Annotated in this window: 12 protein-coding genes and 1 pseudogene; 2 read left to right on the top strand and 11 right to left on the bottom strand. The window is 64.9% G+C overall.

The genetic code is table 11. The annotated features are described in order from the left end of the window. Positions 1-54: 54 nt before the first annotated feature. The 9 genes from ACRCSW_RS00980 to ACRCSW_RS00940 all read right to left on the bottom strand — a co-directional run bounded on the left by ACRCSW_RS00980 (position 55) and on the right by ACRCSW_RS00940 (position 8,794). Positions 55-1,536: a UDP-N-acetylmuramoyl-L-alanyl-D-glutamate--2,6-diaminopimelate ligase gene (locus ACRCSW_RS00980; RefSeq protein WP_438702130.1), complete on the bottom strand. Its 1,482-nt coding sequence runs from the start codon at positions 1,534-1,536 to the stop codon at positions 55-57. Positions 1,537-1,550: 14 nt separating this feature from the next. Beyond that, positions 1,551-3,344: a peptidoglycan D,D-transpeptidase FtsI family protein gene (locus ACRCSW_RS00975; RefSeq protein ID WP_438702129.1), complete on the bottom strand. Its 1,794-nt coding sequence runs from the start codon at positions 3,342-3,344 to the stop codon at positions 1,551-1,553. Continuing rightward, entirely contained in the window at positions 3,341-3,697 is a 357-nt protein-coding gene (gene ftsL / locus ACRCSW_RS00970) for a cell division protein FtsL (RefSeq protein WP_438702128.1), read from the bottom strand. The genes ACRCSW_RS00975 and ftsL overlap by 4 nt, the downstream gene beginning before the upstream one ends. Beyond that, a complete protein-coding gene (gene rsmH, locus ACRCSW_RS00965) occupies positions 3,697-4,701 on the bottom strand; it encodes a 16S rRNA (cytosine(1402)-N(4))-methyltransferase RsmH (protein WP_438702127.1) in 1,005 nt (334 codons plus the stop codon). The genes ftsL and rsmH overlap by 1 nt, the downstream gene beginning before the upstream one ends. 4 nt (positions 4,702-4,705) lie before the next feature. Next, the gene (locus ACRCSW_RS00960) at positions 4,706-5,212 is read right to left on the bottom strand and encodes a division/cell wall cluster transcriptional repressor MraZ (protein WP_438702126.1); all 507 of its coding nucleotides are present in this window, start codon (positions 5,210-5,212) and stop codon (positions 4,706-4,708) included. A 614-nt stretch (positions 5,213-5,826) separates the two neighbouring features. Further along, a complete protein-coding gene (locus ACRCSW_RS00955) occupies positions 5,827-6,441 on the bottom strand; it encodes a TetR/AcrR family transcriptional regulator (RefSeq protein WP_438702125.1) in 615 nt (204 codons plus the stop codon). A 49-nt stretch (positions 6,442-6,490) separates the two neighbouring features. Beyond that, positions 6,491-6,961 (bottom strand): VOC family protein, encoded by a 471-nt coding sequence (locus tag ACRCSW_RS00950; RefSeq protein WP_438702124.1) that lies wholly within the window; start codon positions 6,959-6,961, stop codon positions 6,491-6,493. 173 nt (positions 6,962-7,134) lie between these two features. Next, positions 7,135-7,746 (bottom strand): hypothetical protein, encoded by a 612-nt coding sequence (locus ACRCSW_RS00945; protein ID WP_438702123.1) that lies wholly within the window; start codon positions 7,744-7,746, stop codon positions 7,135-7,137. Next, a complete protein-coding gene (locus ACRCSW_RS00940; protein ID WP_438702122.1) occupies positions 7,727-8,794 on the bottom strand; it encodes an Mrp/NBP35 family ATP-binding protein in 1,068 nt (355 codons plus the stop codon). Before ACRCSW_RS00940 ends, ACRCSW_RS00945 begins: the two co-directional genes overlap by 20 nt. Before the next feature lie 250 nt (positions 8,795-9,044). Between ACRCSW_RS00940 and ACRCSW_RS00935 the strand changes: the two genes are divergently transcribed. After that, complete coding sequence (locus ACRCSW_RS00935; protein WP_438702121.1) at positions 9,045-9,260, top strand: DUF1127 domain-containing protein; 216 nt, start codon at positions 9,045-9,047, stop codon at positions 9,258-9,260. 465 nt (positions 9,261-9,725) lie between these two features. Further along, a complete protein-coding gene (locus ACRCSW_RS00930) occupies positions 9,726-10,871 on the top strand; it encodes a benzoate/H(+) symporter BenE family transporter (RefSeq protein ID WP_438702120.1) in 1,146 nt (381 codons plus the stop codon). A gap of 311 nt (positions 10,872-11,182) precedes the next feature. Here the strand turns inward: ACRCSW_RS00930 and ACRCSW_RS00925 are convergent, their stop codons facing one another. Beyond that, positions 11,183-11,941 (bottom strand): hypothetical protein, encoded by a 759-nt coding sequence (locus ACRCSW_RS00925; RefSeq protein WP_438702119.1) that lies wholly within the window; start codon positions 11,939-11,941, stop codon positions 11,183-11,185. 213 nt (positions 11,942-12,154) lie between these two features. Beyond that, a pseudogene (locus ACRCSW_RS00920) lies at positions 12,155-12,281 on the bottom strand (IS30 family transposase); the annotation flags it as partial.

Below are 12,281 nucleotides of genomic sequence, written 5' to 3'. Positions count from 1 at the left end.
GAGCGTCGGAAGCACTGGTCATGGCTCCGGTTTGCGGCATCGCCGTTCTGGGCATCAGATCACCCCATCCAGCGCCGCGACAGCGACGCTGGCCTGTTCGACATCGTCGAAGGGATAGATGTCGGTGCCGACGATCTGACCGCTTTCATGGCCCTTCCCTGCGATCAGCAAGGCATCGCCGGGCAGCAAAGCATCGACCGCCCGCAGGATCGCCTCGGCCCGGTCGCCGACCTCATGGGCGTCCGGGCAGGCCGCAAGGATCGCGGCGCGGATGCTGGCGGGGTCCTCGGTCCGGGGGTTATCGTCGGTCACGTAAACCACGTCGGCATGGGCCTTCGCGGCCGCCCCCATCAGCGGGCGCTTGGTGCGGTCCCGGTCGCCGCCCGCGCCGAAGACGATGATGATCCGCCCCATGACATGCGGGCGGAGCGCCCGTAGCGCGGTCTCGATGGCGTCGGGCGTGTGGGCGTAGTCGACATAGACCGCAGCACCGTTCTTGCGGGTCGCGGCAAGCTGCATCCGGCCCCGCACGCCCGTCAGACGGGGAAGGACGCCCAGCACCGCCTCGGGCGCATCGCCTGCCGCAATCGCAAGGCCCGCGGCCACGGCAACATTCTCCGCCTGAAACGCACCGATGAGATTGAGCCGGGTCTGGAACGCCCGGCCCTGCCAGAGATAGCGCACCTCCTGCCCGGTCGCATCAGGCCGGGTCGCGGCGATCTGCAGGTCCGCCCCCTGCCCCTTGCCCACGGTCAGGACCCTCAGACCCCGCGCCAGCGCGAGTTCCGCCATGTCCGAGCCACGCGCGCCGTCAAGGTTCACCACCGCCACGCCATCGTCCGGCAGCAGCCGGGTGAAAAGCTGGGCCTTCGCCTCGAAATAGGCCTCCATCGTGCCGTGATAGTCCAGATGGTCCTGCGTCAGGTTGGTGAAGCCCGCAGCGACAAGGCGAACCCCGTCGAGCCGCCGCTGGTCGATACCGTGGGACGAGGCTTCCATCGCCGCATGGGTCACCCCGCCCTGCGCGGCGGCGGCCAAAAGCTTCTGCAGCGTGATCGCATCGGGCGTCGTGTGACTGGAGGGCGCGGTCCAGGCGCCTTCGATGCCCGTCGTGCCGATGTTGATCGCCTCATGCCCCAGCGCCGACCATATCTGCCGGGCGAAGGTCGCGACCGATGTCTTGCCGTTGGTGCCGGTCACCGCTGCGATGGTTGCAGGCTGCGCCCCGAACCAAAGCGCCGCCGCACAGGCCAAGGCGCCACGCGGGTCTTCCGCGACGACCAGCGCGATATCGGCATCGGCCAGCACGCCCGCCGCCAGACGCGCGCCCTCGGCATCGGTCAGGACAGCGGACGCGCCCTGATCCACCGCCGCCGGAATGAAGTTCGCGCCATGGGTCGCCGTACCGGGAAGCGCCGCAAAGAGCATTCCCGCCCGGACGGCCCGGCTGTCGGCGGTCAGGCCGGAAAGCGCGGGGTCGCGTCCGGCCCGGGCGGTAAGCCCGAGGTCGGATAGCCGTATCGCGCGCGCCGTCATGCCTTGTGGCCCCCTCAGTTGCTGGCGGCTGTTACCGCATCTGCTGCAGGAGGTTCAAGCTTGGGCCTCAGACCCATCAGTGGCGCGACCCGCCGGATGATCTCGGCCGCGACGGGCACGGCCGTCCAGCCTGCAGTGCGGCGGGTCTCGGAAAGCGTTGTGTCTATCGGCTCGTCCAGCGTGACGATCAGGACATACTGCGGGTTCGAGGCCGGGAACACTGACGCAAACGTGTTCACCACCTTGTCGCTGTAGTAGCCCCCGGTCTTCTTGGGCTTGTCCGCCGTTCCGGTCTTGCCCGCAACTTCATAGCCCGGCACCTCGCCCAAGCTCGCAGTCCCCTCAGTCACCACGCGGCGGAGCATCTTGACCGCTTCCATCGCGGTCTTCTCGCTCATCACCCGCACACCCGTGGTCGCACCTTCACGCTTCAGAAGCGTGGGCTTGATGGCCACGCCCCCATTCGCAATTGCTGCATAAGCTGCGGCCAGATGCATGGGCGAGGCTGACATGCCGTGACCGTAGGACGTGGTGATCGTCACGATCTCGGGCCATTTCTTCGGGATCAGGGGCTTGGCCCACGGCGCTTCGATCAGTTCCAGGGGCGTCGGGTCGAAGAACCCCAGCGATTTCAGGAAAGCCTGCTGCCGCAAGGGCCCGATCATCAGCGCGATATGCGCAGTGCCGACGTTCGAGGACTTGGCGATCACGTCCGAGACCGACAAAAGCGGCCCGTAGTTCTTGCCCTCGAACTCCTTGATCTTGTGCTTGCCCCAGGTCATCGGCGCGTTCGCGTCGACCAGAGTGTTGGGGTTCACCAGGCCCAGCTCCATCGCCTGCGCGGCGGCAAAGATCTTGAAGGTCGAGCCAAGCTCGTACACCCCCTGCACCGCGCGGTTGAACAAGGGGCTGTCGCCGGGTTCGGCATTCTTGTCGACCAGCGCAACTGGCCGGTCGTTCGGGTCGAAGGTCGGAAGCGACGCAAGCACAAGGATTTCGCCCGTCCGCGCGTCCATAAGGATCGCCGCCGCGCCCTTGGCGTTCAGCATTTGCATCCCCGCGCCAAGCACTTCCTCGACCGTCGCCTGCAGCGAAAGGTCAATCGACAGCGTCAGGGGCTTCCCCCCCTGCGCCGGGTCACGAAGCCGCGCGTCAAGCGCCTTCTCGACCCCCGCCGTGCCGATCACTTCCGCCGAATGCACCCCCTCGGCCCCAAAGGACGTGCCGCCAAGGACATGGGCCGCAAGCGTCCCGTTCGGGTAAAGCCGCATCTCGCGCGGGCCGAAGAGAAGACCGGGATCGCCGATCTCATGCACCAGCTGCATCTGTTCGGGGCTCAGAACCTTGCGCACCCAGACGAAGCTGCGGCCGTCAGTGAAGCGGCGCTCCAGCGCCTTGGCGTCAAGCTCGGGGAAAATGGTTGCGAGCTTCGCCGCCGTGCCCTTGGGGTCGACCATGACCTTGGGGTGGGCGTAAAGCGCATGCGTCGTCATGTTGGTCGCCAGGATGCGGCCATTGCGGTCGGTGATGTCGCCCCGCTGCGCGATGATCTCGGCCCCCGGCGCGCTGGCGCGGGGTTCCACGGGTTCGGTCGCGGCCATGAGGCCCATCCGGGCGCCGATCGCCACGAACGCGATCACGAAGCTTGCGCAAAGGATGAGAAGCCGGAACTCCGCCCGCCCCCGCGAGGTTTCGCGCATGGCTTCGTGGCGAAGGCGAAGGTTCTCCTTCTCGATGCTGTCGGGGTTGAGGCCCTCCTGGCGGGCCTGAAGGATGCGGGCCAGCGGGCGTAGGGGCGTGCGCATCAAAGGCCCTCCTCAGGGGTGGTGATCGTGCCCTGAATGTCGGTGGTGAACGAGATATCGGGCATCGCCGACGGGGGATAAGCGACCTGCGCCGCCGCGCCGAACTGTGTGGGTTCCATCGGCAAGAGGCCGAGGCGGTCGAAGTTCGCGGTCGCAAGGTCGCGCAGGCGGTCGGGGCGGTTGAGGTAAGCCCATTCCGCGCGTTGCACCGACAGCGCTTCACGGAGGCCCACGATCTGGCGCTGCAGGCTCTCGACCTCTTTCAGCGCGGATTGCGTCGCGTAGTTCTCGCGGTAGGCCCAGAAGCCCAGGGCAATGAGCGCAAGGAAGCTGAGCACGTAAAGCACGGGGCGCATCAGCGGCGTCCTTTCTTCTGGAAATCCGGCAGGCCAAGGTCAGCCGGGGGAATGGCCTTGGCCGCGACATTGGTCCGGCGCCCGACGCGGAGCTTGGCGGACCGCGCGCGGGGGTTCCGGGCGATCTCCGCCTCATCGGGTGCCACCGCACGGCGGGTCACAAGGTCAAAACGCGCCTCTGTGTCGGCCTTTGCCGGGGCATAGCGGTTGGCATTCGCCTCATGACCGCTTGCGAGCTGGAAGAAGCGCTTCACGATCCGGTCTTCAAGCGAGTGGAAGGTGACCACGGCCAATAGCCCACCGGGCTTCAGCGCGCGTTCAGCTGCCGCAAGCCCTTCTGCCAGTTCGGAAAACTCCGCATTCACCGCGATCCGGATCGCCTGAAAACTGCGCGTCGCCGGGTGGCTCTGGCCCGGCTTCGGGCGCGGCAGGCAGCGTGCGACGATCTCGGCCAGCTTCGCCGTCGTCGTGATCGGTTCCACCCCCCGCGCGGTGACGATGGCATGGGCGATCCGGCGCGAGGCGCGCTCCTCGCCGTAGTGGTAAAGGATGTCGGCCAGAAGGGCCTCCTCTGCGCCATTGACCAGATCGGCGGCACTGGCGCCCTCCTGGCTCATCCGCATGTCGAGGGGGCCGTCCTTCATGAACGAAAACCCCCGCTCCGCCTGGTCAAGCTGCATCGACGACACGCCAAGATCCAGCACCACGCCGTCCAGCGGCTCGCCCGCCAGCCGGTCGAGGTCGGAGAACGTGCCCGACACCAGCCGCAGCTTCGGGCCATAGGGCGCGGCCCAGACCTCGGCCATCTGCAACGCCAGGGGATCCCGGTCGATCCCGATCACCCTGTCCGCCCCCGCCGCCAGAAGCGCGCGGGCATAGCCCCCCGCCCCCAGCGTGCCGTCAAGCCAGACCCCGGTCACAGGCGCGCATTCCTTCAGGATCGCGTCGATCAGGACCGGAACGTGAGGATCATTGGAAGGGCGGCCTGGCAGCGGACCCTGCATGGCGCTACCCCGTCCGCTTGTGCCGCCCGACAAGGGTCAGCGGGTCGGTATCGTCGTCGTCTTCTTCGGCCAGCTCGGCGTCATAGACCTCGCGCCGGTAAAGCCGGAAGCGGTTGGTGAACCCGGCAAAGGCGGCCTCACCGCCGCTGGCGAGGTCATCGCCATGAAATCCCATCTTCTCGCGCACTTTCGGCGGCAGAACGATGCGCCCGTCGGGTTCGATCTCGGCCATCACCGACCGGCTGATCAGGTCGCGTTCCGCCCGCACCCGTTCCGGCGAGCCAAGTTCCATCGCCTCGATATCGGCGGCCAGCTGATCGGCCCCGCGCTTCGAGTAGCATTCGACGAAGCTTCGCGTCTTGCCGCCATAGACTATGTACAGCCGGGGCCGCGCGTTTTCGGTTGTTGCGGGATCGTCGGCTTCCAGAATGCGGCGGAAGGCAGCCGGGATCGACACCCGGGCCTTGGCATCTACCTTCTGGTAGAACTCGCCTCTGAACGCCTCTGCCATCGCCTTTCGGCCTTTTCAAAACCCGAACCAAACCCCCCGCCTTCAGATCCATGCGATGAAATGAAAAAGGCGGACCGGGTTGCTGCCACTACCCGATCCGCCGCTGTCCCATCGCTGGGCGTCCAGCTACGCGCGCCACCTGGGGGAGATGTCTGCTCGCTCGCGCGCCGGATCCTTCTTCGCCGATGAAATGGAGCTGCCTGTATGAAGCTGCCTTACGCCTGTTCGGGGTCTTGAAGCCGCCCCTGCCGTTCACTGCCCATCGCATCGTCGTGAAGCCAAGGTGCATGGGAATCTATGGGATGGCAAGGGAAAAGTTGGATCAAAAGGCCCAGCATATTGTGTCCGAGGGGTCGCAAAGGCAGCATTTTGTGCTGAGTATGCGACGCTGAATCCAATTTGTGGGATATAACGATCCGCCACCCTCTATATGTTGTGTTTCCGTCACGCCTGTTAACAGTCCCGTGATTTCCCAATTATTTGCCGAGAGCCCTGCCGTAGCGGCAGTCTTTCCGCCGCTTTAGCAGGGTTGATGACGGGAATACGTCATTTGAACCATCGGATAACGACCGTTTCCCATGCTTTCCCGTGTCGTGTGATTCGTATCGCGCCAGTCAGCGCGGGGCGGCCGGCCGGTTGAAGAGCAGCCGCAGATAGCGCTCCAGATGATCAAACGCCTCATGTGCGGGGGCCGGGTCATTCGCGGCCTTCGCCAGAATGATCCCCCCCTGCACCGCAACCTGGAACTGTCGGGCCAGGCCCTCCGCCGTCACACCCGGCACCGGATGCGCCTGAAGCGCCTCGGCCAGATGCCCCCGCATGTGCTCCACGCCCGAGGCCACACTCTTCGCCGCCGCATCGCGCATGGCGGGCGAGGTTTCATAGGCCTCCTGCACGCTGGTCCCGGCAACGCAGCTGAACTCCGGGATCGGCTGGCCCAGAAGCTGCCGCCGAAGGTCGAGATAGCCAAACACCCGGTCCAGAGGATCGGGCAGGTGGTTGTAAGGATGCGCCGCGAACATCGCGCCAGTCGTCTCGGTCCAATCGTCGATCAGAGCGACTCCCAGCGCCTCCTTGGTCGCGAAGTGGTGGAAGAACGCCCCCTTGGTCACCCCGGCGGCAGCGCAAAGCTCATCGACACTGGTGGCCGCAAAGCCCTTGCGGCGCACCAGCGACCGCGCGGCCCCGATCAGCCGCGTGCGCGCTTCGCCCCGGGGAGCGCGGGTCATGCGGGACGGTACCTGGTGCTGCTCATTGTTCCTCCGGTTCGGCTTGGGGTTACGGGGCTGCCACCGCCGCTGCCTCGATCTCGGCGATGTCGATCTTCATCTGCTTCATCATCGCCGCCATGGCCTTGGCCGCGACCGCCTTGTCGGAATGCAGCGTCAGCTCGGTCAGCCGCCTTGGGAAAACCTGCCATGAAACGCCGAAACGGTCCTTGAGCCAGCCGCAATGGCTTTCCTGCCCGCCATCGGCCGTCAGTGCATACCAAAGGCGGTCGGTTTCAGCCTGGTCGTCGGTCTCGACCGAGATCGACGCAGCTTCGGTCAGTGTGAAGTGCGGCCCCGCGTCGAGGATCTGATAGGGCACGCCACCCAGGTTGAAGTCGATCAGCGAGGTGCCCTGTTCGGCATCGAGGACAAAGACGTTCTCGACCCGGCTGCCCGGGATCAGGGAACAGTAAAAGGCTGCCGCCTCCGGTCCGCGACCGTCGCGGAACCACAGGCAGGTGCGTATGGAGTTGGTCATGGTCAGTCCTCCCTTGCGTCGGATTAAGATACCAACCAGTCGGTATGCATTCAAGCCAAATCGCTGCCTTAGCGCACCGCTTGCGTGCGACCGGCCATCGCAAAGAAATGCGCGGCTTGATCAGTAAGATGAACCCTGAACCGCCGCCAACGGCGCACGGCACCGTGTTGCGATTACGGACACCGCCCAAGCGGCTTCGTCACAGCTTCGTCAACCTCCGCCTGACTGGCGAGACCTCTGTCGGCCAGCTCCTGAAGCAACCGATCCCGCGCCTCCAAGAGCCGCGCCGCGCTCTCGACATCCGCGTATCTGGAGGGAGCCCGCGTTCGCGTCACCAATTCCGCGGCTTCAGCCAGGCCCAACTCAGAGGGCAACTTCCCCATACAGTCGGCGGCAAAGGCGGCCAGATCCTTATGGCCCCTACCGTAGTAACTGTTCGATGCGATGAACGCGGCCCGCTGCTCTGCCGAGGTGAAGGCCAAAAGCCGCGCCGAAAGCGCTACGTGCAGAAGATGTCGCTGCAGCCCTCTCCCACCTTCTCGGCCCATTAGCAGTTGGACAGCGCGGGTTTCAGTATTCCCTTCCGCCTGAAACGCAAGCCGCACCTCTGCCGAGACCGCTCTGGGCTCAACGTCCAGGACGGGCGCAATAGAGAAGGGCAGCGGCCAGAAGAGCATAGCCAGGATAAGCAACAAAACCGCAGCCAGCGCGGAAATGGCGGCCCACTTCACCAGGCGCAACAGCATCCGGCCCAGCACCGACCTCTCACCCCATCCCACCAGCAATCATCCGCTCCGCCAGCGCCAGATATGGCGCAGCCAAGGGACTATCCGTCGCGGCAATCGGTGTGCCGCTGTCGCCCGCAACCCGGACATCCAGGGCCAGCGGCAATTCCCCAAGGAACGGCAGGTCCAGCTTTGCGGCCTCTGCCGCGACCCCGCCATGGCCGAAGATATGGCTTTCGTGCCCACAGTTCGGGCAGACGAAGGTCGACATGTTCTCGATCAGCCCCAGGACCGGGGTCTTGAGCTTCTGGAACATGTCCAAGGCCTTCCGCGCATCCAGCAGCGCTACGTCCTGCGGCGTGCTGACGACAATGGCCCCCGTCAGATGCGTCCGCTGGCAAAGCGTCAGCTGCACATCTCCCGTCCCCGGCGGCAGGTCGATGATCAGGACGTCGAGCTTCCCCCACGCCACCTGCCCCAGAAGCTGCTGGAGCGCGCCCATCAGCATCGGCCCCCGCCAGACCACCGCCTCGTCCTCCTTCAGCATCAGCCCGATCGACATCATGGTGACCCCATGCGCGATGAGCGGCTCGATGATCTTCCCGTCCGGAGACGAGGGCCGCTTCGACACGCCCATCATCTTCGGCTGCGAGGGCCCGTAGATATCGGCGTCCAGAAGCCCCACCCGCCGCCCCTTCCGCGCCAGAGCGACCGCCAGGTTCGAGGCCACCGTCGACGTCCCCACCCCGCCCTTGCCCGAGGCCACCGCAACAATCCGGTCGATCCCCGAAATCCGCTGCGGCCCGCCCTGGTGCGGGCTGGGGTGCTGGCCGATCTTCACGCTCGGCGGCTTTGGCGCCGGCCCATGCGCCGTCATCACCACCTGGACCGCTTCCACCCCCGGCAGCGCCCTCAGCCGAGCCTCGGCTTCACCCTGCGCCGGGGCCAACGAGCGGGCTTCATCGGGCGTCGCCGCTTCGATCACGAAGCGCACCGCCCCCCCGTCCACGGCCAGCGCACGAATCAGATCGCGGCTCACCAGATCGCCCCCTCCGGGATGCGCGACCCCGGCCAGAACCCGTATCACCTGATCGCGATCGATCTCCATCCGTTCCTCCGTCGCACAAGTTTCACGCTAAGGTCGTGATCTTTGCGCAGAAGGGCAAGGTCCGTTGACCATTTGCTCAAAATTTCGTCGAAGCGCTTCAAAAATCATGACAATTTCGTGTCTTGAGCCATGCGGATGCTGCATGGCAGCATTGCAGCACTCCGGTATTGTGCATCTGCAGCATAGGGTCCATGTTACCCCTAACAGCGCAACAGAACGCTACCAATGAACCTGATGAGGCTAGAGTGACATGGCATACGTAAACAGCACCGGCATCGCCCGCAAAGGTCTTCTGGACCGCGTGATGCTTCTGAAAGACACCCTCGTGACCGCGTTCAATCAGCGCCGGGTCTACGAGCGGACCGTGGCCGAGCTGAACGCGCTCAGCGACCGTGACCTCGCAGATCTCGGCATCAGCCGGCTTGCGATCGCCGATGTCGCCCGTGAGGCAGCCTACGGCAAGTGAGTTTTCAAGAAGGCCCGCTCCTCCTCCCTAGGGCCTTTGCGATCTGCGGCGATGCCCTCCTCCTCCCTGGCATCGCCGCAATTCTTCCGGGACCCACGGGTCCCAACTCCATCGGGTGACCCCCTCCTCCTCCCTGGTCATCCGATATCGCGGCGGTGCCTCCCTCCTCCCTGGCATCGTCGCCCCCATTCCGGGCCTTCGGGCCCAAAACCGATCGGGTGACCCCTCCTCCTCCCTGGGTCATCCGGTATAGCGGCGGTGCCTCCCTCCTCCCTGGCACCGCCGCCCTAGTCTTTCCGGGGCCGCACGGCCCCAAGCTCATCCGGCGCCCCACCTCCTCCCGGGGCTTCCGGTCTTGCGGCGGCCCCTCTCCTCCTCCCTGGGGTCGCCGCCTTTCTTTCCCCCCTTGCGGCCATCCTGACAGCACGGAATAGTCCGCCGACATCCGGCGCGGGGGACATTGGCATGCGGGCATCGGTGATCTCGGCCGCAACCGTGGCCGCGCTCGTAGGCTACGCCGCCTCGGTCGCGATCCTTCTGGCCGCCGCCGCCGCCCTTGGCGCCACACCCGCACAGGCGGCAAGCTGGCTTCTCGCCATCAGCCTCGGCAAGGCCGTCGGCTCCGCCCTCCTCTCCTGGCAATCCCGCGTCCCCGTGGTCCTCGCCTGGTCCACCCCCGGCGCCGCACTCATCGCCGCCGCCAGCGGGATCAGCTTTGCCGAAGGCGTCGGAGCCTTTGTCGTCGCGGGCGCCCTTATCGCCGCGACCGGCCTGATCCGCCCGCTCGGAGCCCTCGTCGCCCGCATCCCCGACGGCATCGCCGCCGGAATGCTGGCCGGAGTCCTCCTGCCCTTCTGCCTCAAGGGCGCCCTCGCGGCCGAGACCCTGCCCGCCCTCGTCCTCCCCATGGTCGCCGTCTTCCTGACCGTCCGCCTCTGGAACCCCGCCTTCGCCGTCCTCGCCGCCCTGCTCACCGGCATCGTCCTGGCGCTCCTCACCGGGTCAGACCTCTCCACGCTCCGCCTCAGCACGCCGATCCTCACCCCCGTCGCCCCCGAGTTCCGCCTCTCCGTCATCCTCGGCCTCGGCCTGCCCCTCTACCTCGTCACCATGGCCTCGCAGAACCTCCCCGGCTTCGCGACCCTGCGCGCCGCAGGTTACGAGCCCCCGGTCAGCGCCGCCCTGACCACCACCGGCCTCATCTCCACCATCACCGCCTTCTTCGGCGCCCATACCGTCAGCATGGCCGCGATCACCGCCGCCATCTGCCTTGGCCCCGATGTCCACCCCGACAAGGACAAACGCTGGATCGTCGGCCTCGCCTATGCCGCGGTCTGGGTGCTCCTCGGCCTCCTCAGCCCCACGGTGATCGACCTCCTCGCCGCCCTCCCCGCCCCCGTAGTCGCGGCGCTGGTGGCCCTCGCCCTCCTCAGCCCCCTGATGGGCGCCCTGACCGCGGCCTTCGCCACCCCCGACCAGCGCTTCCCCGCGACCATGACCCTTGCCACCACCGCGTCAGGAGTAGCCGCCTTCGGCATCGGCGCCGCCTTCTGGGGGCTTGCGATAGGCCTTGCAGTCTGGGGCCTCCAGCACCTCCGCCCCGCGCGGTAGCGCCCGGCAGGAACGAGGCGGCCGAAGGTATCGGCAATTGAACGCGAAAGCCCCGATCCCGGGCACGACAGCTTTATTGAACGACGGCTTTGGGGGACAAAGCGGCCATTGACCCAAACGACCGGCAGAGCGCCGCAATGGGCTTTTCACGTAGAAGAGCCACGATGTGAGCTGGTCAGAACCCGTACGGTTCGGTCCCCCGTGAAACCGAAGATTTCGACTTCAGGAAGCGCCGGCAGTTGCGGAACTGCTCTATTCAAGCTTGACAGGGACAAACCTGTTGATCTTGCTGACGGTTATAGGCTTCTTGTTCAAAACAGCTTTGACCCCCGGTGAGAATAAACAGAAGGTTTGTTGGCAGCTTCGAATCTGTTCTTTTCCAACTGGTACTCGGCGAACCGTTTAAGCTCACCTGTGCTCAGTTGCCGCTTGTACAAGACCACCTTGCCGCCGGGTGAGAAAGAAAACTCTACCTTGTAAAAGTAGTCGTCTACGCGACAAAGATTCTTCCAACGATACTCTTGGGTGACAAACGGAAGGCCAGTGATGTCCGGAAAGCTGTTCCAGATCAGAACATCATCATCAAAGCGCACTTTTTTGAAAAATACGACGTAGATCATAAGAGCCACGCAAAGCGCCGCAAACAGCTCGAAGACCAGCAAGTAGGGATTGGCCGCATACCTTGACCAATCCCATCCTACGTACCGGCCAGCAGCGATGCTGTCTTGCCGAGCATCGATCAAGACAACAAGGCATGCCCCAACGACCCAGAAAAAAAAGAGCCTTACCGCAAGCGAAGACCGCAGCACCCATTTGGTCGGGGTCGGCCCGGCAGGCTTGTCACGAAAAACCGTGGTCAGAATGCCGCGGTATCTTGGAAAAGGCCCACCCAAGACAAAACTCGCCGGATCAGCGGCCCCCGCCTCACTTTTCGATTTGGACCACCGCAAAAGCGAGCCCAGGTAGTCCCAGACGCTCGCAGCAATCAAGCTAAATGCGGTGAGCAGGAAAATGAAGCGCAATATCTCTCGCCGGTCAAAGCCCAGGAGCTGTGCCTGTTCGAATTCCATTGGTGTTCACCTCAGTTGAACGAGATGGTTATCCTTCGGTCTACATAGTGTGCCCAAAGACCGGCCACAATAGGCTGCATCTTGAAGCGGAGGGGCTGACGGTTTCGATTTCAGGAAGATCGGGTAGTTGCGCATCGGTTTTGTTGTTGCCGCGCCTGCGCATAGATTTTGATGATGTCGCCGCCCTTCGAATGACCGCGTTGGGCGGTGGGTTCAACTGATCGACGCAACACACTCTGCGAATCTCTCTGCTGGGGTTTGATATTGCAAGGTCTTGCGTGGTCGTTCGTTCAGCTGTCTGGCAATTGCGCTGAGTTTTGCCTGTGAATGGACAGATAGA

Source organism: Tabrizicola sp. (assembly GCF_051645465.1).
In the GTDB taxonomy this organism is placed as follows: domain Bacteria; phylum Pseudomonadota; class Alphaproteobacteria; order Rhodobacterales; family Rhodobacteraceae; genus Tabrizicola.
The sequence above is the reverse complement of the archived record's forward strand: the minus strand, read 5'-3'. Positions and strand labels throughout refer to the sequence as shown.